This window comes from Spirillospora sp. NPDC047418 (genome assembly GCF_040643275.1).
GTDB lineage: Bacteria > Actinomycetota > Actinomycetes > Streptosporangiales > Streptosporangiaceae > Spirillospora.
On the sequence record NZ_JBEYTW010000032.1, the window covers coordinates 35,093 to 56,809 of the forward strand.

A 21,717-nucleotide genomic window follows, 5' to 3' on the forward strand; every position below is an offset into this window, starting at 1 on the left:
GGCCCCGCCCGGAGCACGCCCGCCGAATCGCGGACGCATATTTACATACATGCAGTATGTATGTAGCCTCCCGAGTGATCCTTTCAGGAGGGGGGCGCTCATGCGGGCGATACAGCAGGCGGCGTGGGGCGGCGCCGAGGCCATGGCGCTGGTCGAGGTGGCGGAACCGGTGCCGGTCTTCGGCGAGGTGCTCGTCAGGGTCGCGGCGGCCGGGGTCAATCCGGTGGACGTCTACACGCGCCGCGGGCAGGCGTACAACCGGGTGCTCGACCTGCCGTTCGTCAACGGCTGGGACGTCGCCGGCGAGGTGGTGGAGACCGGTTACGGCACGTTCCGGTTCCGGCCGGGCGACCGGGTGTTCGGGATGCCGTGGTTCCCCCGGGCGGCGGGCGGCTACGCCGAGTACGTCACCGCCCCCGCCCGCCATTTCGCCCGGATGCCGGAGGGCCTGTCCTTCACCGAGGCGGCGGCGCTGCCGCTGGCCGGACTGACGGCGTGGCAGATGCTCGTCGAGGTCGCCGCCGTCGCACCCGGGCAGCGGGTCCTGATCGCGGGCGCGGCCGGCGGGGTCGGGCACCTCGCGGTCCAGATCGCCAAGGCCCGGGGCGCGCACGTGACCGGCACCGCGAGCGCCGCCAAGCACGCCTTCGTGCGTGCGCTGGGCGCGGACGAAGTGATCGACTACACCGCGACCGAGGTGTCCGCCGAGGCACGTGACATGGACGTCGTCATCCAGATGTTCGGCGGCCGGGCGGGGCTCGCCGCGCTGGACTGCCTGCGGCCGGGCGGCGTCCTGGTCAGCGGCCAGGCGGCCTGGACCCCGGGCCTGCGGGAGCGCGCCGCCGAGCTCGGCGTGCGCGCCGTGGACTACCTCGTCGACCCCGACGGTGCGGGGCTCGACGCCCTGGCCGGGCTCGTCGCGGACGGACGGCTCGCGGTGCATGTCGACGCGGTGTTCCCGCTGGCGGAGGCGGCCGCGGCCCACGACCGCGTCGAAGGCGGCCACACCACCGGCAAGATCGTGCTCGCCGTCGGCGGGCACGCGTGAGAGGAGGCAGCGGAATGCCCGAGAAGCACACGACGCCGACCGAGGTCGTCCGGGACTACGCGCGGGCGAAGAGCCGTGCGGACATCCCGGCGGCGATGCGGTTCTGCCACCCGGACGTGGTCTTCGAGACGGTCGCCTTCCAGGCCGTCGCGACCGGCTGGGACGAGGTCGCCCGGCAGAACACCGCGTTCCTGCGCACCTTCCCCGACTACGGCGTGGAGCTGGAGTACCTGGTCGAAGCCGGTGAGCTGGCCGTCGGCTCCGGGACCGTCCGGGCCACCATGAAGGAGAGCCTGGTGGGGATCGCACCCACCGGCAGGTCCTTCGCACTGCCGTTCGCCTGCCACTGGACCGTGCGGGACGGGCTGATCACCCATGAGCGGTTCTTCTTCGACTTCCATCAGATGTGCGAGCAGCTCGGGCTGCCCACCGAGGCCGCCGCGGCGCAGTTCGCGGCATGGCGCGAGCGTGCGGAGGAGACGGCGCGATGACGACCTATGTGCTGGTTCATGGTGCGTGGCACGGCGGCTGGTGCTGGCGGGACGTGGCCGCGCGGTTGCGGGAGGCCGGGCACGACGTCCACACCCCGACGCTGACCGGGCTCGGTGAGCGCGCCCACCTGGCGGGCCCCGAGATCGGCCTGCGCACGCACGCGGACGACCTGCTCGGCCGGCTGGAGTACGAGGATCTCCGGGACGTCGTGCTCGTCGCGCACAGCTACGGCGGCCTCGTGGCGCGCGAGGCCGCCGACCGCATGCCGGAACGCGTCGCCCGCATCACGATGGTCGACGCCTGGGCGGGCCGCGACGGCGAGTCGCTGGACGACCTCGCCCCCGCCTTCTTCCGCGACTGGGTCGCCTCGGTCACCGCCGACGGCCTGGTCCCGCCCGGCCCCGCGGCCGCCGTCGGCGTGACGGAACCGGACCAGGTCGCCTGGCTGGAACCCAGACTGACGCCCCACCCGCGGCGGACGTTCTCCGACCCGGCCCGGCTGTCCGGGGCCGTCGACGCGATCCCGTGCCGCGCGGTGCTCTGCACGCCCGGCGGCCCCATGCCGTTCGCCCGGATCGCCGACGACCACGGCTGGCCGCCCACCATCCTGGACGCCGGCCACGACGCCATGGTCACCGCACCACACGCGCTGGCGGACGTCCTGCTGAAGGACGCGTCCTGATGCCGGCGGCGGTGAAGATCGGCTACCTGCTGCCGACCCGCGACCCGGCCGCGGGCGGTGACGACGACCCGGCCCGGCTGATCGAGCGGGCCCGGCACGCCGACGCCCTCGGGTTCGACTCCGTCTGGGCCGGGGACAGCCCGCTCACCCGGCCCCGCGCCGACCCCCTGCTCGTGCTGTCGGCCGTCGCCGTCGCCGCGCCGCGGCTCACGGTCGGCACCGCGACGCTGCTGCCCGCGCTCCGGCATCCGATCCTGCTGGCGCACCAGCTCGCCACGCTGGACCGGCTCGCCGGCGGGCGGCTGATCGTCGGCATGGGCGCCGGCTTCCCCACCGACGGCACCGCGGCGCAGTTCGACGCGATCGGAGTCCCCTTCCGCACCCGCTTCAGCCGCCTGGAGGAGTCGATCGAGGCGATGCGGCGGCTCTGGAGCGGCCCGGAGGCGTCGTTCACCGGCCGGCACTTCGACTTCCGCGGGGCCACCCTCGCGCCCGCCCCGGCCCGTCCGGGCGGGCCGCCGGTCTGGCTGGCGGGCGGCGGCGACTCCGCCCTGCGGCGGGTGGCCCGGCTGGGCGACGGCTGGCTGCCCTATCCGCCCGACGTCGCCGACTACGCCCGCGATCGGGCGGCCGTCGAGCGGCAGGCGTCCCGTCCGGTGACCGCCGCCCTGTACGCGACGCTCTGCCTGGACGACGATCCCCGGCACGCGCGCACGCTGCTGCGCAGGAGCATCGAGCTCTACTACAACTTCCCGTTGGAGACGGTGGAGAAGATCCAGACCATGTTCGCAGGCCCTCCGGTGGACGCCGCCGCCTGGCTGAACCGCTACATCGCGGCCGGGGCCCGGCATCTCGTCATCCGCCTGGTGGGCGGCGACCATAAGGCGGACCTGGAGCGGTTCGCCGCCCGCGTCCTGCCCCTGCTGGACGGGTGAGGACGGCTCCCTCCCGCCACCGGCACCGGCACCGGCACCGCGTACGTTCTTCTATCCTCGGTCCAGGTCGGGAGGATACGCGGGTGGCATCGAACACGAATACGCGCCGGAGCCAGCGGGAACGCACCGCCGCGACCACGGGCGCCTTGGTCGCGGCGGCTCGCGAGCTCTTCGTCGAGGACGGCTTCGCCGCCACCTCCCTGGACGCGATCTGCGCCAGGGCCAAGGTGACGCGCGGCGCCTTCTACCACCACTTCGGCAACAAGGAGCACATCTTCCGCGAGGTCTACGCCGCCGACCAGGAGAGGCTCTCCGCGGTCGTCCGGCAGGCGTTCCAGGCCCAGCCGGACCCGTGGGACGGGATGTTCGAGGGCTGCCGCGCCCTGCTGGAGGCGTCGCTGGAGCCCGGCGTCCGGCAGATCACCCTGCTGGAGGCGCCGGGCGCGATCGGCTGGTCGGCGATGCGCGACATCAAGGCGGGATGCAAGGACCAGACGCGTCGCGGGCTGGCCATCGCGGTCGAGGCCGGGTGCATCAGCGAACGGCCGCTGGGCCCCGTCACCTCGCTGCTGTACGGCGGGATCTGCGAATGCGCCCTCGACATCGCGCGCGCCGCGGACCGGCGTGCCGCGCTGGACGACTCGCTGGCGGAACTGCGCCTGCTCCTCGCCGGCGTCTCCGACCGCCCCACCGGCGGCTGCGCCCACAGGGAACCCTCCTAAGCCGGCCCGGAACCGGGCCACATTTCACCGATACTTTCGCCGGCGAGTTCGACTTCTTCGCCTGTATGAGCACTTGAGCAAAGGTCGGCAAAATTCTCGCCGCCAAGGCCCCGAGTTGACAACGCACTGATTTTCAAGTACAGGGCTGCAATCGACCGAATCGATTGTTACCTCCTCAGTCAGATTTCACCGTGATTTGCACGACAATGCCATGCCCAAATCGCGGAACACGAAATCCATGCCAGAAGTGATTCGGCAGTCACCTGACGCACCGATTGACCAGGCGAAATACGCTTTCGCTGCGTGAGGCGGCCGGACGATCACCGCCGACCGCACACCGTCGCCAGTGCTGTCTCGTCCGGTGAATACGACGGCGATGACCACCGCCCCATCAACACGGCGGTGTCAGGTAGACCCGAGTTCACCGAACTCGGTGGGTTCTCTCCGCGCCCTCCTGCTCGTTCCCCATATTCCGACGTCCGCCCCCGGCGGGATCCGGCTCAGGAGCCCGCGTGGTTCCGCGGACGGGACGCGAGGTGCTCCCCGACCCGTCCGACCAGGAGGGTCATCTCGTAACTGATCTGCGCCGGGTCGGCACTCGCGTCGGTGAGGACGGTCAGCGAGGCGCCCTCCCCGGCTGCGGTGACGAACAGGAACCCGTTGTGCATCTCGATGATCGTCTGATGCACCTCGCCCGCGCCGAACTGGGTGCGGGCGCCCTGCGCGAGGCTCTGCACACCGGCGGCCAGGGCGGACAGGTGCTCGGCGTCCTCCCGGCCGAGGCCGGCGGACGCCCCCATGAGGAGCCCGTCCGCCGACTGCACCACCGCCTTGGTCACCTGGGGCACGCGTTCGACGAGCCCGTCGATCAGCCAGTCCAGCCGGTTGGTCGATTCGCCTCGCAGCGGCGTCACGTGGCTTCTCCTCTTCCGAGACATCGGTGGGCGTCCGGGGTCGCCGAACGCCGCCACATGATTCCATCGGCGCGCCGAGAAGATCCATCGAATTCCAGACAAATGATCAAACTTGTGGCTACGGTGTAGCCCGAGTTCGGCCGTCCGGTGCCCCCGCCAAGCCTGAGAGAGACACCATGTGCGACCACGCCCGTCATATCCGCGTTGACCTCGGCCTTTTCGCCCGGTGAGGGGCCCACGCCGCCGGCGTTCGATCCGGTTCTCCCTTTTCGGCCTGATCATCATTCCGCTGATCTCGCTGATCACGTTGTGGGCCTTCGCGGCGCAGAGCACCGCGGCCAAGGCCCTCAACCAGCGCGACCTCGACACCACCAACGAGATCTACGGCGGCGCCGCGCAGCCGATGCTGGTCACCCTGGCCCAGGAACGGCAGGAGTCGGTGACGTGGCTGAGCCGCAACGAGCGGCTGCCGCGCGCGCCAATGGACGCCGTCCGCGCGAAGATGGACGGCACGATCGTCCAAATGAACAAGGCTGTTAACTCTGGCAGGTTCCAGGCCACGCTGACCGACGCGATGAAGCAGCGGCTGTCGGTGCTGATGGGCAAGCTCAACGGGATCGGCGAGCTGCGGAGCCAGGTCGACTCCCGGGCGCTGACGAGGCTGGAGGCGTTCAACGCCTACAACGACGTCCTCGAGGCCCACTTCCAGTACGTCAACGTGCTGGTGGCCGGCGACGGCCTCCAGCAGTCGGCCCACACCGCCGCCATGTCGCGCGGCATCGAGTTGCGCGGACGGGAGATAGCCCTGGTCGGCGGCGTGCTCACCGACGGGGGCCGGATGACCGCCGGCGAGTACGCGGCGGTCAGCAGGCTGGTGTACGAACGGCGGTTCCTGGAGGGCTCGAACCTCGCCGAGCTGCACCCGGCCATCGCCGCTCCCTTCAGGCAGGCGCTGGCGTCACCCGCCGAGCGGACCTTCACCTCGGTGGAGGACGCCATCCTGGCGACCCGTCCCGGCAAGAGGCTGCAGATCACCCCGGCCGCCTGGAAGGCCGTCGCCGGCGCCTCCATCGGGGCGGTGGACGGCGCGCTAGGGAAGTCCCGGGCGCTGAACGCCGCCGAGGCCAAGGAAGCCTCCGACGACACCCTGCTGCGCCTCGCCCTCATCGGCGTCCTCGGCCTGATCGCGATCACGCTGACGGCGTTCCTCATGCTCCGGTTCAGCCGCCGCATCAGCCGCGACCTGCTCGGCCTCCAGGGCGCCGCGCGCACCATGGCCGAGGAGCGGCTGCCCGACGTGGTCCGCCGGCTGAGCCGCGGGGCGGAGGTGGACGTGGCGGCGGAGGCCCCGCCGCTGGAGGTCGGCCGGACGGCCGAGGTGTTCAACGTGTCGGCCGCGTTCTCGTCCGTGCAGCGCACCGCCGTCGAGGCCGCCGTCCGGCAGGCCGAGCTGCGCGCGGCGGTCAACCAGGTGTTCCAGAACCTCGCCCGGCGCAACCAGTCGCTGCTGCACCGGCAGCTGGCGATGCTGGACACGCTGGAGCGCAAGGCGTCCGACCCGGACTCCCTCGCCGACCTGTTCGCCATCGACCACCTCACCACCCGCATGCGGCGGCACGCCGAGGGCCTGATCATCCTGTCCGGCGCCGCGCCCGGCCGCGGCTGGCGGCACCCGGTCGGCATCCTGGACGTGCTGCGCGGCGCCATCGGCGAGATCGAGGACTACGCCCGCGTCGAGGTGGTCAGCACGGCGGAGGAGGGCATCGTCGGCTCGGCCGTCGCCGACGTGATCCACCTGCTGGCGGAGCTGATCGAGAACGCGACCGTCCTGTCGCCGCCGAACACGCCGGTCGAGGTGGACGCCGGGCTGGTGGGGCAGGGTTTCGCGATCGAGATCCAGGACCGCGGCCTCGGCATGAACCCGGAGAAGCTGGCCGCCGTCAACGAGCAGCTCCGCCGCGAGCCGGAGTTCGAGCTGACCCACGGCGACCAGCTCGGGCTGTTCGTCGTCGGGACCCTCGCGCACCGGCGCGGCATCAAGGTGGCGCTGGAGCCGAACGCCTACGGCGGCCTCAAGACCGTCGTGCTGCTGCCGCACTCGCTCGTCGTCCCGGCGGACCGGGTCGGCCGCGCGAGCGACACCGCCACCGACACCGCCACCGAGCCGGCGGACGCCCCGGACCGGGCCGCCGCGGCCGGGACCCCGGTCGGCACCGGGCCGCTGGACATCACCGGCCACGACACGCAGGAGAACGCGATGGACTCCGTCGGACGGCACCGCGCCGACGGCACCGAGCCGGACGGCGACCACGACCCGCTCGGCACGCCGCCGCCGGCCCCGGCCCCGGCCGAGCCGCCCGCGCCAGACGCGCCCGGCGCGCGGCCCGAGCCGCACCAGGCGCCGGCGGCGTCCGCCCCCGCGTCCACCACCGCGTCCACCACCGAGGGCACCCACGCGGGGATGCCGCGCCGCGTGCGCCGCGCGAACCTGGCGCCGCAGCTGCGCGACGCCGCGCCGCCCGCCCGGGAGGACAAGCGGCCGCCCGGACGGAGTGCGCGCTCGCCGGAGCGGGCCAGTTCGGTCATGGCCTCGATGCAGAGCGGGTGGCGGCGCGGCCGGAGCGAGCCGCCGCCGGTCCCGCCCACCGGACGCGACGAGGAGGGCGAACGATGACGGAACCATCGATCACGGCCGATGAGGTGCGGCTGCTCCTGGACCGCCTCGGCGGCCGGGCGGAGCTGGTGGGCGGCGCCGTCCTGCTGTCCAGGGACGGGCTGGTCGTGGCCTGCTCCTCCGGCCTCGGCCGGGAGGACTCCGAGCATCTGGCCGCGCTGGTGGCGGGCGTGCAGGGCCTCGCCCGGGGCGCGTGCCGCCGGTTCGACGGCGGCGAGCTGCTGCAGAGCGTCATCGAGATGGACTCGATGCTGGTGTTCATGGTCCCGGCGGGCGAGCAGGCGTGCCTCGCCGTGCTGGCGGACGCCGCCGCGGACGCGGGCGCGGTCGTGTTCCGGATGTTCCAGCTCGCCGAGGAGCTGGCCGAGCGGCCGCCGTTCGTTCCCCGGCTGTCGGGATCGGGCGCCAGGTGAGGCCGGGGTGACCGATGAGCGATGACCGATGGCTCGACGGGGACGCGGGCCCCGTCGTCCGTCCCTACACGGTCACGCGGGGCCGGACGCGGCTCCGCGACGACGGCCTCGACCTGATCTCCGTGCTGGAGGCGACCGGTGTGCCGGTCCCCCGGCGGGTGCGGCTCGACCCCGAGCACCGCAGGCTGCTGGCGATCTGCCGGGAGCCGATCACCTTCGCCGACCTGGCGTCCGAGATCGACCTGCCCGTCGGGGTCGTGCGGGTCCTGGTCGACGACCTGCGCGACGAGAACGCGCTCAGGGTGCTGAAACCGACTCCCACCGGCGACGTCCCGGACGAGCTCGTACTAAGGAAGCTGCTGAATGGACTACGCGCACTCTGACACGGCCGTCCGGAATCCGGGCGGCGCCGGAGGCGGCGGTCAGCTGACCGCCGCGAAGATCCTCATCGCGGGCGGGTTCGGGGTCGGCAAGACGACCATGGTGGGCTCGATCAGCGAGATCCGCCCGCTGCGCACCGAGGAGATCCTCACCGACCGGAGCGTCGGCGTCGACGACACCACGGGCGTGGACGGCAAGGTCAGCACCACCGTGGCCATGGACTTCGGCCGGATCACGCTCCCCGACGACCTGGTGCTGTACCTGTTCGGGACGCCCGGCCAGCAGCGGTTCTGGTTCATGTGGGACGAGCTGGCGCTCGGCGCCGTCGGCGCGGTGGTGCTCGCCGACGTGCGCCGCCTCGCCGACTGCTTCGGCACCGTCGACTACTTCGAGGACCGCCGCACCCCGTTCATGGTCGCGGTGAACTGCTTCGACGGCGCCGAGCGCAAGAACCCCGAGGACGTGCGGATCGCCCTCGACCTGGACGACGACGTCCCGCTGGTGCTGTGCGACGTGCGCAACCGGGAGTCGGCCAAGAAGGTGCTGGTCACCATGGTCGAGCACGTCCTCACCAAGACCACCTCCAGGCGCTGAACGCACCAACGCTCCCGCGCCACCGCAATCCCCCCATCCCCCCGCACCCACAAGGGATCACATGCCAATGCCCCTGCCCGCCTTCCCCGCCGCGGACGAGAAGCCGCTCGACACCTGCGTCCGCCTGCGCGAGATCGCCCCCGTGGTCGAAGTGGAGTTCCCGGGAGGCGTCGCCGCCTACCTGGCGCTGACCCACGACGCCGTGAAGGAGATCCTCGCCGGAGACAACAAGACGTTCCTGCGCGAGCCCGAGAACTGGCCCGCCCTGTACGACGGGACGATCCCGGAGGACTGGCCGCTGCGGGCCGTCGTCCAGGGTGGTCACCTGTCCACCAAGGACGGCGGCGACCACCGGCGGCTGCGCGGCCTGATCGGGAAGGCGTTCACCCCCGCGCGGATCCAGGCGATGGAGCCGCGCGTCCAGCAGATCGTGGACGACCTGCTCGACGACGTGATCGCCGCCGGCGACGGCGTCGACCTGGTCCCGGCCTTCACCGAGGCGCTGCCGATGGGGGTGATCTGCGAGCTGTTCGGCGTACCGGCCGCGGACCGGACCCGGATGCGCAACTGGACCGCCGCCCTGCTGGCGCACACCACACCGCCGGAGGAGGCTTTCGCGACGCAGAAGGCGTTGCAGGCGTACCTGCACGAACTGGTGGACCGCAAGCGGGAGGCGCCCGGCGACGACCTCACGTCCGGGCTGGTCCAGGCGCACGACGAAGGTGACCGGCTCACCACCGAGGAACTGGTCGGCGTGCTGTGGCTGATGCTCGTCGCCGGCCACGAGACGACCGTCCACCTGCTCGGCCACGCCGTCCTGGCGCTGGCCGAGCACCCCGACCAGCTCGCGCTCGCCAAGGCCGAGGACCGCTGGGACGACGTGGTCGAGGAGACCCTGCGCTACCGCCACTCGGTGATGATGACCAGCTGGCGCTTCACCGCCGAGGACGTGACCATCGCCGGGGTGGACGTCCCCAAGGGCCAGGCGGTCGGCGTCGTCTACCAGGTGGCCGGCATCGACCCGGCCGAGCACGGCGACACCGCGGACCGGTTCGACATCACCCGCGAGCAGAACACGCGCCTTAGCTTCGGCCACGGCCCCCGCTACTGCATCGGCGCGTCGCTGGCCCGGCTGGAGGGGCGGCTGGCGCTCGCCACGCTGTACCGGCGGCTGCCCGGACTCACCCTCGCCATCGACCCCGGCGACGTCCCCTACTCGCCGTCCTTCTTCACCATCGGCCCGCTCTCCATCCCGGTCGACCTCGGCCTCTAACACACCGCGCCGGCCCGGCGGCCCCGGCCGCCGGGCCGGCCCGGCGGGGCTAGCCCGCGCCGAGGCGGCTGAGCGGGACGTGCGGGAGCTGGTTGCGGGAGCTCACGTCGAGCTTGGCGAAGACCTTGCCCAGGTGGTACTCCACCGTCCGGTGGCTGATGAACAGCTGGGCGCCGATCTCGGGGTTGGACAGGCCGTCGCGGGCGAGGCGGGCGATCTGCGCCTCCTGCGGGGTGAGGTCGCCGCGGACGCCCACGGCGCGCCTGCGGGCGGTCGCGCCGGTGGCCGCCAGCTCGCGCCCGGCCCGCCCGGCGAACGCCCGCATGCCGATGTCGGCGAACAGGTCGTGGGCCTCGCGCAGCTGCGTCCGCGCGTCGGTCCGCCGCCCCTCGCGGCGCAGCCACTCCCCGTACAGCAGGTGCGCGCGGGCCAGCTCGGCCCGGAAGCCGATGCGGCCGAGCCGGTCGACCGCCTCGCGGTACCCCCGGTCGGCGTCCTCGCCCTCGGCGAGCAGCGCCCGGGACCGCGCGTGGACACCCTGCGCCCAGTCGGTCCGGGCGACGCCGGTCACCTCGGTGAGACGGTCGAGCGCCTGCGCCGCCTCCCGGGTCCGCCCGCTCCTGGAGGCGGCCTCGATCAGCTCGGGGAGTGCCCACATGGAGACGTACAGTTCGGGTGCCTGCTCGGCGGCCTGCCGCGCCGGGGCCAGCGCCTCCTCGTGGCGGCCGAGCCCGTTGAGCAGGACGGCGGACATCCACTGCGACATCTGGACCGCGCTGCCCTGGCCGGCGTGCCCGGCGGCGGCGGCCACGGCCTCGATCATCGGGGCGTCCTCGGCCTCGTCCCCCCGGTGGCCGGCCAGGAGCAGGGCCGCGTGGCGGGCGAACCCGGCGCCCGTCGCCGCCGCGAGCTCCTTCTCCTCGGCGGCCAGCGAGACGGCCGCCGCGAAATCGCCGCGCCAGATCGCCATCACCGCCATCGGGCCGAGGTAGAGCGCCAGCTGGGTGAGCATGCCCGTCTCCCGGCACGCCTGGACGTCGCGTGCGAGGATCGCGCGCCAGTGCTCCTCGTCCCACACCAGTGCCGCGGCGGCCAGCGCGACCCGGCTGCACTGGAGGCGCTCCGCCGGCGGGATGTCGTCCTCGGCGACGGTCCGCGCCGCCTCCCGCAGCACGGGTGCGGCCTCGGCGCGTCCCTCGGTGACCAGCAGGGACAGCCCGTCCACCAGCAGGTCCACCGGACGGGGCACGCCCTCGGGCGGTGGGGCGGACCGCGCGGCCCGGGAGACCTCGTGCAGGTCGCCGGCGCCCGCGGCCCGGCCGGCGTAGACGGCGGCGAACCAGGCGTCGAGGTAGGTCTCGCGCGCCAGCCCGGCGTCCAGCGGCTCCAGCTGCCCGGCCGCCTTCAGCAGCAGCGCCGGGGCGTCGCCGCCCTGGCCGGAGGCGAACGCGAGCCGCCCGCGCAGCAGGGCCTCGCGGGCCTGCCGCAGCTCGTCCGGCGGCCCGGCGGCGGCGCGGGCGAGCAGGTCCGCCGTCGCGTCCAGCGCACCGGCCTGGAGACCGGCCCGCGCCGCCGCCAGCGCGCGGTCGGCGCGGCGGGCGGGCTCGTCGGTCAGCTCGGCCGCGCGCCGCAGGAACGCCGCCGCCGCGGCCACCCCGCCGCGGGCCTGCGCCCGGTCCGCCGACCGCTCCAGCTCCGCGGCCACCTCGTCGTCGGGACCGGGCGCCGCCGCCGCGCGATGCCACGCCCACCGGTCCGGATCGCGGTCGCGGTCGGTCACCTCGGCCAGCGCCCGGTGCGCGGCCCGCCGCTCCCGCGGCGACGCCGCCGCGTAGACCGCCGACCGCACCAGCGGGTGCCGGAACCGCAGCAGCGTCCCGGCCCGCAGCAGCCCGTCGGCCTCGGCGGCCTCCACGGCCGAGGCCGGGATCCCGAGCCGTCCGGCCGCCCGCCAGATCAGGCCCGGATCGCCGGCCGCCTCCACCGCCGCGACCAGCAGCAGCGACCGCGTCGCGGCGGGCAGCGCCGCCACCCGGCGGCGGAAGCCCTGCTCGATGCGGGTCGGCACCCCCTGCTCCCCGGCCGGGCCGGGCTCCCCGACCAGCCCGAGCCCGCCCGCCAGCTCCGCCGGGCCCAGCCCCCGCGGCAGCTCCAGCAGCGCGAGCGGGTTGCCCTTCGTCTCGGCCAGGATCCGGTCCTGGACGGGCCCGTCGAGCCGGAACCGCACCACCGACCGCAGCAGTGTGCGGGCATGCCGGTCCGGCAGCCCCCGCACCTCCAGTTCCGCCAGCCCGCGGTACTCCTCGCCCGGCTCGCGCGCGGCGAAGACCACCCCCACCGGCTCCGCCAGCAGCCGCCGCGCCGTGAACGCCAGCACCTGCGCCGACGCCTGGTCCAGCCACTGGACGTCATCGATCACGCACAGCAGCGGCCGCTCCTCCGCCGCCTCCGACAGCAGCGTCAGCACCGCGAGGCCGACCATGAACCGGGCCGGCGGATCTCCCTCCCGCAGCCCGAACGCGACGCTCAGCGCGTCCCGCTGCGGTCCCGGCAGGGCGTCGAGCCGGTCGAGGAGCGGCACGCACAGCAGATGCAGCCCGGCGTACGCCAGCTCCATCTCCGATTCGACGCCCGCCGCCCGGACGACCCTCATGTCCGCGGCCGCACCGCCCGCGTAGTCGAGCAGCGCCGACTTGCCGACGCCCGCCTCGCCCCGCACGACCAGCGCCCACCCGCGTCCCGACCGCAGATCCTCCAGCACGCCGTCGAGCACCGCACGCTCGTCCAGCCTGTCCAGCAGCTCCGGCGCCGGCTCAGGTCCAGTCCGCATGCCCGTTCTCCCTACGCAGCCCAGCGCCGGCCCGCAGGCGTCGGTACATCGCATCCGTGCAGGCCAAACCACACAAACCGACCAGGACACGATATCGCCCAGCCGCCCGGACGCGCTGTGCGGAGACTGTCACCGATCGGCGTGCCGCCCGGTCTTTATGGAGAACGAACCCGCGCATTCCACCGAAGGAGACAGCACATGCCCGGCGTAGACGGCACGCTCAGCTTCGAGAAGGACATCAGGCCCCTTTTCCGGGCCAAGGACCGCAACGCGATGCTCGCCCGCTTCGACCTGTTCGATCACGCGGACGTCGCCCGGCACGCCGACGCCATCATCGGCTCCCTGCTGAGCGGCCGCATGCCCTGCGACGGCGCGTGGCCCGAGGAGCACCTGGCGACGCTCCAGCAGTGGATCGACACGGGCAAGGCCGCCTAGCCCGCCAGGCGTCGATGGCGGTCGGCGCGTGCATCGGCTATCCGGCGAACTCGCGGGCCGGTGCGCCCTGCACGCCCACCGCCGCCCGGAACAGCGAGCCCGCGGACGGTTCGTCGCCCGGGGCGAGTCCTTCGCGGGACGTGGTGATGAAGAGTTCGTCCAGGTCCGGGCCGCCGAAGGTGCACGCGGTGACGCCCCGCACCGGCACCTCGACCACCTCGTCCAGGGCGCCGGCGGGGGTGTAGCGGCGCACCTGCCCGCCCTGGTTCAGCGCGACCCACACCCCGCCCCGGGCGTCCACGGTGAGGCCGTCCGGGACGCCGTCCTCCGCCGCGATCGACACGAACGGGCGCCGCCCGGTCAGTCCCGATGCCGGGTCGTAGTCGAACACGGCGACCTGCTGGGTGGCCGTGTCGTTGTAGTACGCGAGGTCGCCGTCCGGGCTCCAGTCCAGCCCGTTGGAGATGGTCACGCCTTCGAGCACGACCGCCGTGGAACCGTCGGGGTCGATCCGGTAGAGGGAGGCCGCACCCGCCGTCTTGTCATAGGCCATGGACCCGCAGTAGAAGCGGCCCTCCGGGTCGCAGGCGCCCTCGTTCATGCGGATGCCCCGATCCGGCCACAACTCGGGCAGGGACGTCAGCGTGCCGTCCGCGTCCTCCAGGGCGAAGCCCCGCTCGACGCCGATGACCGCGCCCCCGTCCCGCCGGGGACGCAGCGCGGCGGCGACGTCGCCGACGTGCCGCCGGCCGACCGTCCCGTCGGCGGCCAGCGACAGCACGTCGCCGGCGAGCATGTCGACCCAGCGCAGCCCGCCCCAGCGCGGCGACCAGACCGGCCCTTCCCCATGAAAGGCCACCGCATCGGTGATCTGTTCGGCACGCACGAACCCTCCCCCCCACCCGGACCCGGCCCCGGACCCGGGTCCGGCGGTACCCCGCCGCGAGCGGCACAAACGACGCGCCACCGGACGAGGAGTCAGGCGGCGTCCGGGTTCCGGGCGGTGATCAGGTGTTGCAGGGTGCGGCGGTGGTCGGTCGCGACGCCGTGGACGCCGTCGAGCTCGTAGAGGCCGGTCAGCGCCGTGACCTCGACGCCGGTGAAGCCGGCGGCGGTGATCCGGTCCTGCCAGGCGGTGATGGTCTCGGCCTCGGCGAGGACCAGGGCGCGGCGGGCCTCCTCGTCGTAGGCGCGGGCCCGGGGGTCGGTGTCGGAGTGCCGCATCCCGCCGGCGTGCCAGGGCGCGTCCACGATGGCCAGCCGGCCGCCGGGCCGCAGCAGGCGGCGCCAGTTGCCCAGCGCGGTGTCGACGTCGGGCAGCGTCCAGAGGAGGTAGCGGCTGACGAGCGCGTCGAAGGGGCCGCCCGGTACCTCGGGCCTGACGGCGTCGCCCTCGACGAAGGTGATGTCGAGTCCGCGTGCCCTCGCGTTGTCGCGCGCGTAGCCGATCATGGCGGGTGCGATGTCGATGCCGGTCACCGCGAGGCCGAGGGCGGCGATGGTCAGCGCGGCGTGGCCGGTGCCGGTGCCCACGTCGAGCACGGTCGCGGTGCCGTCCGGCAGTGCGTCCCGCCAGATGCGGGTCCAGGCGGCGCTGTAGTCGGGGTGGGCCAGCCGCTGTTCCTGGAACTGCTGGTAATCGGGGGCGTCCTGGTTCCAGTACCAGGTGATCCGCTCCTGGACCGTCGAGTTCGGCTGGACCGGCGAGTTCGCGGGCATGGCGTTCACTTCCCCTTGAGGTAGGCGGCGAGGCGCTCCAGTCCGTCCAGGACGAGAGGCGTGGGCGGTTCGGTGAAGTTGAAGAGCTGCACGGTGATCGCGCCGTTCTTGACCGCGCGCAGGTCCGTGGCACCGGGGATGTCGAGCAGGGCCCGCCGGATCTCCTGGTCGGTGCCGTCGGTGTGCAGCAGGACGATGACGTCGGGGTCGCGTCCGAGCAGTTCCTCCATGGAGACTTCGAAGACGCGCTTGCCGACGTCGGCGAACACGTTGCGGGCGCCGAGCGTTTCGAGCTGCGGTGTGGCCATGCTCTGGCCGCCGTAGGCCCCGACGGTCCCCTCGCCCCGGTAGGGCCAGAGGACGGCGACCTTGCGGCCCTGCTGGCCCGGCAGGCCGGCCTCGACGGTCCGGACGCGCTGCCGCAGCTCCTCGACGGCCTGCTCGGCCTTCTCCCGGCGGTCGAAGACCTTGCCGTAGAGCCGCATCTGGTCGTAGATCGTCGCGTAGCCCGGGTCCTTGATCCCCTCCGGGCAGAAGCTGGGCTCGATGAGCACGGGGATGCCGGCGGCGGCGAGCGACTCCCGGGTGACGCCCTCCGGCAGGCCGAGCAGCAGGTCGGGTTCCGCGGCGATGATCGCCTCGGTGGAGATCTTCAGGTGCCCGTCGGAGCCGAGCCGGTCGGTGAGGGACGGCACCTTGTGCACCGCCTCCAGGGTCTCCTTCGAGTAGTACTCCGGCGGGAACTTCCCGGCCCGGGAGGCCAGCCGGTCCAGCACGCCGAGCGTGGACAGGTACTGCAGCGGAGCACTGTTGACGATCATGACGCGGGACGGGGGCCGCGCCAGCTCGACGTCCACCCCGCAGTTCCGGACGGTGACGGGCGCCGCGCTCCCCCGGCCGCCCGCCTCGGGACCGGTCGAGCCGCAGCCCGCGAGTGCGGCGGCCAGCAGGCCGGCCGCCAGGCAGGCGAGGGGTCGCTTCATCTGGCAGATCGCTCCTTGGCGTGATCGGCGGTGGCTTCGTGGGAGTCGGCGTCAACGGAGTCGGCGTCAACGGAGTGGGCGTCGAGCGGGTGGAAGAGGAACTGGAGGCCGCGCGAGGTGTCGAGGCGTTCGACGCCGACGCCGTAGACGCCTTCGAGGAGTCCGGGCGTCAGGACGTCCGCGCACGGCCCGTCGGCGACGACCTCCCCCTGCTGGAGCACCAGGACGTCGTCGCAGTACCGCGCGGCCAGGTTGATGTCGTGCAGCACGATGACCGTGGTGATGCCGAGCCCGCGGATCATGGTGAGCAGCTCGTGCTGGAACCGGATGTCGAGGTGGTTGGTCGGCTCGTCCAGCACCAGGTGCGCAGGCTGCTGCGCCAGCGCGCGGGCGATCATCACGCGCTGCTTCTCGCCGCCGGACAGCCGGACGAACGTCCGGTCGGCGAGGTGCCGCGCGCCGACGCGGCGCAGCGCGGCCGCCGCGATCCGGTGGTCCGCGGCGCTGTTGCGCGCGAACGTCGACTGGTGCGGCGCCCGGCCGAGCATGACCATGTCGGCCACCGTCATCGGCAGGTCGCCCGACGACTCCTGCAGGACGACCGCGACCTGGCGGGCGAGTTCCCGGTGCGGGACGGAGCCGAGCGGCCGCCCGTCCAGCAGGACCTGCCCGCCGCGCGGGGCCACGATCCCGGTGAGCATCCGGACCAGCGTCGTCTTGCCGCTGCCGTTGGGGCCGAGCAGCCCGAGGATCCGCCCCGTGTCGGCCCGCACGTCGATGTCGCGCAGCACGGTCGTCGCGCCGTAGGCGTAGCTGAGCCCGCGTCCTTCGATCATGGTTGCCTCACTCGCTCCCGGCGTGCAGCCGGCGGACCAGGATGAGCAGGAACGGCGCCCCGACCAGCGCGGTGATGATGCCGATCGGCAGCTCCTGCGGGCTCAGCACCATGCGGGCGCCGAGGTCGGCCCACAGCAGGAAGGTCGCGCCCATCAGCGCGGCGACGGGGACGGCCCGCCGGTGCGTGGCCCCGACGACGCGCCGGGCCAGGTGCGGGATCACGAGGCCGACGAAGCCGATGCTGCCCGCCGCGGCCACCAGCACCCCGACGGCCAGGGACACCAGCACCAGCAGGACGAGCCGGAACCGCGCCGGCGAGATGCCGAGGGTGTGCGCGGTCTCGTCGCCGATCGCGAGCGCGTCCAGCCGGCGTCCCCACAGCGTGAGCAGGGCGGTCACCAGGACGACGGCGGTGACGACCACGGCCAGCGGCATCGACCAGTGCGCGAGCGCCAGCGTGCCGAGCAGCCAGAACAGCACCGACCGCGACCCCTCGGCCGAGTCGGACGCGAAGATCAGGAAGCTGGTCAGGGCGTAGAGCGCGTACCCGACGGCCACCCCGGTCATCAGCAGCCGGGTCGAGGTGATCCGCCCGGCCGTCCGCGCGATCACGAACACCAGCAGCGAGGCGCCGAGCGCGCCGAGGAACGCGGCGAGCTGCAGCGCGTGCTCGCCCCACCCCGCGCCGAACCCGAACAGGATCGCGGCCGCCGCGCCCGTCGAGCCGCCGGAGTTGACGCCGAGCAGGTACGGGTCGGCGAGCATGTTGCGGACCATCGCCTGCAGCGCCATGCCGGTGACGGCGAGCCCGGCGCCGACCGCCGCGCCGAGCAGCACCCGCGGCAGCCGGACCCGCCACACGATCGAGTCGTGCGCCGGCCGCCAGGTTGCCTCGGCCGGGCTGCCGACCAGGTGGTGGCCGACGATGTCGAGGACGGTGAGCGGCGGCACCCGCACCGCGCCGAGCCCGATCGCCGCGACGACCGTCCCGCCGAAGGCCGCCAGCAGCCCGACCAGGAGCAGCAGATACCGGCGCCGCCGGACGGACGCCCCCAGATCGTCGCCGCCCGGCCCCGCGACCCCGACCGGCGTGACGACCGCTGACGAACTCATGCATCCCCTCAGTTATTGCGACCGATACGCAATAGCCAAGATCATGCAAGAGCGTCCTGTCAAGCGGGGACACCATGAGACAAACCGCTCATCAGCAACGACAACCGCAGCGGCCGACCAGACGGGCGACGGATTACCGGACCCGCGGCGGGCTACCGGACCCGCGGCGGGCTACCGGACCCGCGGCGGGCTACCGGATGGGCGGCGGGCTACCGGACGGGCGGTGGGGTGAAGCCGAGGGCGGTGAGGGCGGCCGCTCCGCGGGGGGCGTGCTCACCGCCCGCCAGTACCGCGGTCCGGGCCGACTGGTAGTGGCAGCCGGCGGCGTCGAACGCGTCCGCCGTGACGAGCAGCCGTTCGGAGTCGCCGTCGAGCAGTGCCTCGGCCCGCGCCACGATGGCGCCGGCGACCGGGTTGCCGGCGGTGAGCTCCCGGGCGTCGGCCAGGCGGTCGCGGGCCTCGGGGCCGCCCGCGAGCACGGTGGCCTCGGCGCGCAGCGCCACGTACCAGTGGAGCCAGACCCAGGTGACCCACCGCCACACCTCACCCGGTTCGGGGGCCAGCCGCTCCAGCGCTTCCGGCGCCCGCCCGGCGTGGAGCAGCAGCATCGCGTCGAAGACCGCGCCGTAGCCGTGGACCCGGTTCGGCGACGTGCCGAACCGCTCCAGGATCGCCTCCCACTCGTGCTGGGCGTCCTGGTCGCCGCGCAGGCCGTGGACCGTCGCGACGGCGGTCACCGCCGGTTCCAGGTCCGGCCAGACGGGGCTGCCGCTCCGCTGCCACGCGTCCAGGAATCGGACGGCGCCGGTGAGCACGCCGTCGCCGTCGCCCGCCAGCGCGTCCGCGACCAGCTGCCAGCTCGTGGCGCGGTGCCCCACTTCGGCCAGCGACGGATGATCGGCGAACCGCCTCGCCCAGCGGCGGGCGCCGGGCAGGTCCCCGACGCCGATGCCGGTCTGGGCCGCCTCGCCGAGGGCCTGGACGAGTTCGTGGACGACGGCGGGCGTGGCCGGCGCGGACGACAGGAGGGTGACGCGGCGGCGGGCCGTGGCGGCGGCGGCGAACGCGTCACCGGCCCAGCTCCGCACGGCGGCCAGCGCGTCCAGCGCGGCGGACTCGGCGGGCGGGTCGCCGGTGCGGTGGGCGAGTTCGACCGCGTGCTCGGCGCGGGCGAGCGTCTCCGCCACGGCGCCGTCCCGCGGGTCCTGGTCGGCGCCGAATGCGTCGGCGGCCGACGCGGCCTCGGCCAGCGCGACGGCCGCGCGAGCGGCGGGGTCGTCGCCCGCGTGCTCCCGCGCCTCGGCGATCAGCGCGAGCGTCTCGTCCGGCGCCGGCGTCCGGACGAACGTGCCCGCGAACCGGTACACGGTGCTCGCGGCGGTCGCCAGGTCGGCGGCCGCGCGGGCCGGGGCGCCGGACCGGCGGGCGGCGTCCCCGGCGGCCCGGTGCAGGCGGTACATGTCGTCGCCGTGCATGCGGCACCCGGCGACGGCGGCGGCGTGCCGCAGCATCGCCGCCGCGGCGGCCGGGTCGCCGGCGAGCGCGGCGGCCTGCTCGTAGCGCTGCTGGGACTCGCCGACCAGATTGCGGGTGAAGGCGAGTCCCGCCAGGTGGCGGGCGAGGTCGTGCGCGTCCGCGCGGTGTTCGGGCTCGCCGGCCGCCCAGGTCAGGGCGGCGCGGAGGTCGTCGGCGACGGCGTCGAACCGGGGCCGCGAACCGGCGCCCGCGCCGTCGAGGCCGGCCGCCTCGGCCAAACACCAGCGGAGGTGCCGGGCGCGGGTGCCCGCCAGCTCACCGGCCTCGGCGAGCCGCTCGGTCCCGTACTGGCGGATCGTCTCCAGCGCCCGGTACTCGGTCGCGCCCGCGGACGCCCGCACGACCAGCAGGCTCTGCTCGGCGAGCCGGGCCAGCCCGTCGGCCGCGGCGGCCTCCGCCGTCCCGGCGACCTGCACCGTCCCGGCCACCTCCGCCGTCCCGGCGACCTGCGCCGTCCCGGCGACCTCCGCCCCGGCCAACGGCGCCGTCCCGGCGACCTGGGCCGCTGCGGCGGCGGTGAACGGCGCGACGAACACCGATACGCGCCGCAGCAGTTCCCGGTCGGCGGGGTCCAGCAGGGTGTGGCTCCAGTCCACCGCCGCCCGCACCGAGCGGTGCCGGTCGTCGGCGCGGGAGCCGCCGGTGAGCATCCGCAGCGGGTCGGACAGGGCGGCGGTGAGGCCGTCCAGCCCGAGCGTGGGGTACCGGGCGGCGGCCAGCTCGATCGACAGCGCCATGCCGTCCAACCGCTCGCAGATCGAGCGGATGTGGTCGTGCAGCGGCGGGTCCAGCGGCCAGCCGATCGCCGTCGCCCGCTCCTTGAACAGCGCGACCGCGTCCGACCCGCCGCCGTCGGACAGCGACAGCGGCGGGACGGTGTACACCCGCTCGAACGGCACCATCAGCCGGGCCCGGCTCGTCGCCAGCACGCTCACCCGGGGGCATGCCACGAGCAGCCGCTCCAGGAACAGCGCCACGCCGTCCCGCACCTGCTCGCAGTTGTCCAGGACGAGCAGGGCGTGCCGGTCGGCCAGTGCCGAGGCCACCGACTCGGTCATGCCGCGGCCGGGCTGCTCGCCGAGGCCGAGCGCGCCGGCGACCGCGTCCGCGACCATGTCCGGGTCGGTGACCGGCACGAGATCGACGAACCACACGCCGTCCGGGAACGCGCCGGCCGCGTCCGCCGCCACGGCCAGCGCGAGCCGGGTCTTGCCCACGCCGCCGGGGCCGGCCGCGGTCACCTGCCGGTGCCCGGTGATCATCGCGGTCAGCTCGGCGCGCTCGCCCGCCCGGCCGACGAACGAGGTCAGCGGGGCCGGCAGCACGGGCACCGGGCGCGCGGCGCCGGCGGAACCGCTCGCGGGGACGCGGCTCGCTGCGGCGCGGCTCGCGGCGGCGTGCCCGGCTAGCGCCCGCCGGTCCGGGACGTCCAGTTTCCGCAGCAGCGCGGAGACGTGGCTCTCGGCGGTGCGGACCGAGATGAACAGCCGTGCCGCGATCTCGGCGTTGCTGAGATGGTCGCCGACCAGCTCCAGCACCTCGGCTTCCCGGGGCGAAATATCCACTGTGGCGGTCACCGTCCCATTCTGGCGCACGCCGTCCGTGCCGCCTCCGTGCCCGCGATCCGTGGCCCCTGTCCGTGGCCCCGGTCCGTAGGCGGTTCCGTATCCGCCACGGATGTGGTGGGGGCGGGCCCCGGGCGAGGCTATGAGCAGTCGAGCAACGGGCCGATACCGCCCACGAATCCAGGAGCCACCATGAGCGACTCTCTCGTCCAGGGCATCAGGACAGTGCTGCACCCCGTGAGCGACCTGGCGAAGGCCAAGGCGGTGTACGCCGCCCTGCTCGGTGAAGCACCGCAGACCGACTCGCCCTACTACGTCGGGTTCGATGCCGGCGGCCAGCACATCGGGCTGGTCCCGGACGGCGGACCGCAGGGCATGACCTCGCCGGTGGCCTACTGGCACGTGCCGGACATCGAGGCGAAGCTCGCCGAGCTGACCGCCGCCGGCGCGACCATCCAGGAGGCCGCGCACGACGTCGGCGGCGGGCGCCTGGTCGCCGCCGTCACCGACCCGGACGGCAACGTCCTCGGGCTGATCCAGGACCGCTGAGCACATCCGCCGCCGCCACGAG

Annotated in this window: 20 protein-coding genes; 12 read left to right on the top strand and 8 right to left on the bottom strand. The window is 74.1% G+C overall.

The window, feature by feature from the left end; translation table 11 throughout:
* Nucleotides 1–100: 100 nt before the first annotated feature.
* From ABZ806_RS21105 to ABZ806_RS21125, 5 genes are all read left to right on the top strand, one after another.
* The gene (locus tag ABZ806_RS21105) at nt 101–1,048 is read left to right on the top strand and encodes an NADP-dependent oxidoreductase (protein WP_500219033.1); all 948 of its coding nucleotides are present in this window, start codon (nt 101–103) and stop codon (nt 1,046–1,048) included.
* Nucleotides 1,049–1,062: 14 nt separating this feature from the next.
* The gene (locus tag ABZ806_RS21110) at nt 1,063–1,539 is read left to right on the top strand and encodes an ester cyclase (protein WP_500219034.1); all 477 of its coding nucleotides are present in this window, start codon (nt 1,063–1,065) and stop codon (nt 1,537–1,539) included.
* The gene (locus ABZ806_RS21115; protein WP_500219035.1) at nt 1,536–2,222 is read left to right on the top strand and encodes an alpha/beta fold hydrolase; all 687 of its coding nucleotides are present in this window, start codon (nt 1,536–1,538) and stop codon (nt 2,220–2,222) included. The genes ABZ806_RS21110 and ABZ806_RS21115 overlap by 4 nt, the downstream gene beginning before the upstream one ends.
* Complete coding sequence (locus ABZ806_RS21120; RefSeq protein WP_500219036.1) at nt 2,222–3,157, top strand: LLM class flavin-dependent oxidoreductase; 936 nt, start codon at nt 2,222–2,224, stop codon at nt 3,155–3,157. Before ABZ806_RS21115 ends, ABZ806_RS21120 begins: the two co-directional genes overlap by 1 nt.
* 83 nt (nt 3,158–3,240) lie before the next feature.
* The gene (locus tag ABZ806_RS21125) at nt 3,241–3,879 is read left to right on the top strand and encodes a TetR/AcrR family transcriptional regulator (protein ID WP_500219037.1); all 639 of its coding nucleotides are present in this window, start codon (nt 3,241–3,243) and stop codon (nt 3,877–3,879) included.
* 500 nt (nt 3,880–4,379) lie between these two features.
* On the opposite strand, the gene ABZ806_RS21130 is transcribed toward ABZ806_RS21125, so the two are convergent.
* Entirely contained in the window at nt 4,380–4,793 is a 414-nt protein-coding gene (locus ABZ806_RS21130) for a roadblock/LC7 domain-containing protein (RefSeq protein WP_500219038.1), read from the bottom strand.
* 226 nt (nt 4,794–5,019) lie between these two features.
* On the opposite strand from ABZ806_RS21130, the gene ABZ806_RS21135 reads away from it, so the two are divergent.
* The 5 genes from ABZ806_RS21135 (at nt 5,020) to ABZ806_RS21155 (ending at nt 10,128) form a co-directional block, all read left to right on the top strand.
* Complete coding sequence (locus ABZ806_RS21135) at nt 5,020–7,467, top strand: sensor histidine kinase (RefSeq protein ID WP_500219039.1); 2,448 nt, start codon at nt 5,020–5,022, stop codon at nt 7,465–7,467.
* Complete coding sequence (locus ABZ806_RS21140) at nt 7,464–7,880, top strand: roadblock/LC7 domain-containing protein (RefSeq protein WP_500219040.1); 417 nt, start codon at nt 7,464–7,466, stop codon at nt 7,878–7,880. The genes ABZ806_RS21135 and ABZ806_RS21140 overlap by 4 nt, the downstream gene beginning before the upstream one ends.
* A 14-nt stretch (nt 7,881–7,894) precedes the next feature.
* Nucleotides 7,895–8,263, top strand: coding sequence for a DUF742 domain-containing protein (locus tag ABZ806_RS21145; RefSeq protein WP_500219041.1), 369 nt, complete (start codon nt 7,895–7,897; stop codon nt 8,261–8,263).
* Nucleotides 8,244–8,855 (top strand): GTP-binding protein, encoded by a 612-nt coding sequence (locus ABZ806_RS21150; protein WP_500219042.1) that lies wholly within the window; start codon nt 8,244–8,246, stop codon nt 8,853–8,855. The genes ABZ806_RS21145 and ABZ806_RS21150 overlap by 20 nt, the downstream gene beginning before the upstream one ends.
* A 67-nt stretch (nt 8,856–8,922) precedes the next feature.
* A complete protein-coding gene (locus ABZ806_RS21155; RefSeq protein ID WP_500219043.1) occupies nt 8,923–10,128 on the top strand; it encodes a cytochrome P450 family protein in 1,206 nt (401 codons plus the stop codon).
* A gap of 49 nt (nt 10,129–10,177) precedes the next feature.
* Here the strand turns inward: ABZ806_RS21155 and ABZ806_RS21160 are convergent, their stop codons facing one another.
* Entirely contained in the window at nt 10,178–12,958 is a 2,781-nt protein-coding gene (locus ABZ806_RS21160) for a helix-turn-helix transcriptional regulator (RefSeq protein WP_500219044.1), read from the bottom strand.
* 198 nt (nt 12,959–13,156) lie between these two features.
* On the opposite strand from ABZ806_RS21160, the gene ABZ806_RS21165 reads away from it, so the two are divergent.
* On the top strand, nt 13,157–13,393 hold the full coding sequence (locus ABZ806_RS21165) for a hypothetical protein (protein WP_500219045.1): 237 nt from the start codon (nt 13,157–13,159) through the stop codon (nt 13,391–13,393).
* 37 nt (nt 13,394–13,430) lie between these two features.
* On the opposite strand, the gene ABZ806_RS21170 is transcribed toward ABZ806_RS21165, so the two are convergent.
* The 6 genes from ABZ806_RS21170 to ABZ806_RS21195 form a co-directional block, all read right to left on the bottom strand.
* On the bottom strand, nt 13,431–14,279 hold the full coding sequence (locus ABZ806_RS21170; protein WP_500219046.1) for an SMP-30/gluconolactonase/LRE family protein: 849 nt from the start codon (nt 14,277–14,279) through the stop codon (nt 13,431–13,433).
* Between the two features lie 92 nt (nt 14,280–14,371).
* The gene (locus ABZ806_RS21175; protein WP_500219047.1) at nt 14,372–15,112 is read right to left on the bottom strand and encodes a class I SAM-dependent methyltransferase; all 741 of its coding nucleotides are present in this window, start codon (nt 15,110–15,112) and stop codon (nt 14,372–14,374) included.
* Between the two features lie 5 nt (nt 15,113–15,117).
* Nucleotides 15,118–16,095 (bottom strand): ABC transporter substrate-binding protein, encoded by a 978-nt coding sequence (locus ABZ806_RS21180; RefSeq protein ID WP_500219048.1) that lies wholly within the window; start codon nt 16,093–16,095, stop codon nt 15,118–15,120.
* The gene (locus ABZ806_RS21185) at nt 16,092–16,931 is read right to left on the bottom strand and encodes an ABC transporter ATP-binding protein (protein ID WP_500219049.1); all 840 of its coding nucleotides are present in this window, start codon (nt 16,929–16,931) and stop codon (nt 16,092–16,094) included. The genes ABZ806_RS21180 and ABZ806_RS21185 overlap by 4 nt, the downstream gene beginning before the upstream one ends.
* 7 nt (nt 16,932–16,938) lie before the next feature.
* The gene (locus ABZ806_RS21190) at nt 16,939–18,045 is read right to left on the bottom strand and encodes a FecCD family ABC transporter permease (RefSeq protein WP_500219050.1); all 1,107 of its coding nucleotides are present in this window, start codon (nt 18,043–18,045) and stop codon (nt 16,939–16,941) included.
* 209 nt (nt 18,046–18,254) lie between these two features.
* Entirely contained in the window at nt 18,255–21,158 is a 2,904-nt protein-coding gene (locus tag ABZ806_RS21195; protein WP_500219051.1) for an ATP-binding protein, read from the bottom strand.
* 180 nt (nt 21,159–21,338) lie between these two features.
* Between ABZ806_RS21195 and ABZ806_RS21200 the strand changes: the two genes are divergently transcribed.
* Nucleotides 21,339–21,695 carry a VOC family protein gene (locus tag ABZ806_RS21200; protein WP_500219052.1) on the top strand — a complete coding sequence of 119 codons (357 nt, stop codon included), beginning with the start codon at nt 21,339–21,341 and terminating at the stop codon, nt 21,693–21,695.
* Nucleotides 21,696–21,717 lie beyond the last annotated feature (22 nt).

Coding starts and splice junctions, on each gene's coding strand:
- ABZ806_RS21105 (WP_500219033.1), top strand. CDS start 101: ATGCGGGCGATACAGCAGGCGGCGTGGGGCGGCGCCGAGGCCATGGCG.
- ABZ806_RS21110 (WP_500219034.1), top strand. CDS start 1,063: ATGCCCGAGAAGCACACGACGCCGACCGAGGTCGTCCGGGACTACGCG.
- ABZ806_RS21115 (WP_500219035.1), top strand. CDS start 1,536: ATGACGACCTATGTGCTGGTTCATGGTGCGTGGCACGGCGGCTGGTGC.
- ABZ806_RS21120 (WP_500219036.1), top strand. CDS start 2,222: ATGCCGGCGGCGGTGAAGATCGGCTACCTGCTGCCGACCCGCGACCCG.
- ABZ806_RS21140 (WP_500219040.1), top strand. CDS start 7,464: ATGACGGAACCATCGATCACGGCCGATGAGGTGCGGCTGCTCCTGGAC.
- ABZ806_RS21145 (WP_500219041.1), top strand. CDS start 7,895: ATGAGCGATGACCGATGGCTCGACGGGGACGCGGGCCCCGTCGTCCGT.
- ABZ806_RS21150 (WP_500219042.1), top strand. CDS start 8,244: ATGGACTACGCGCACTCTGACACGGCCGTCCGGAATCCGGGCGGCGCC.
- ABZ806_RS21155 (WP_500219043.1), top strand. CDS start 8,923: ATGCCCCTGCCCGCCTTCCCCGCCGCGGACGAGAAGCCGCTCGACACC.
- ABZ806_RS21160 (WP_500219044.1), bottom strand. CDS start 12,958: ATGCGGACTGGACCTGAGCCGGCGCCGGAGCTGCTGGACAGGCTGGAC.
- ABZ806_RS21165 (WP_500219045.1), top strand. CDS start 13,157: ATGCCCGGCGTAGACGGCACGCTCAGCTTCGAGAAGGACATCAGGCCC.
- ABZ806_RS21175 (WP_500219047.1), bottom strand. CDS start 15,112: ATGCCCGCGAACTCGCCGGTCCAGCCGAACTCGACGGTCCAGGAGCGG.
- ABZ806_RS21180 (WP_500219048.1), bottom strand. CDS start 16,095: ATGAAGCGACCCCTCGCCTGCCTGGCGGCCGGCCTGCTGGCCGCCGCA.
- ABZ806_RS21185 (WP_500219049.1), bottom strand. CDS start 16,931: ATGATCGAAGGACGCGGGCTCAGCTACGCCTACGGCGCGACGACCGTG.
- ABZ806_RS21190 (WP_500219050.1), bottom strand. CDS start 18,045: ATGAGTTCGTCAGCGGTCGTCACGCCGGTCGGGGTCGCGGGGCCGGGC.
- ABZ806_RS21200 (WP_500219052.1), top strand. CDS start 21,339: ATGAGCGACTCTCTCGTCCAGGGCATCAGGACAGTGCTGCACCCCGTG.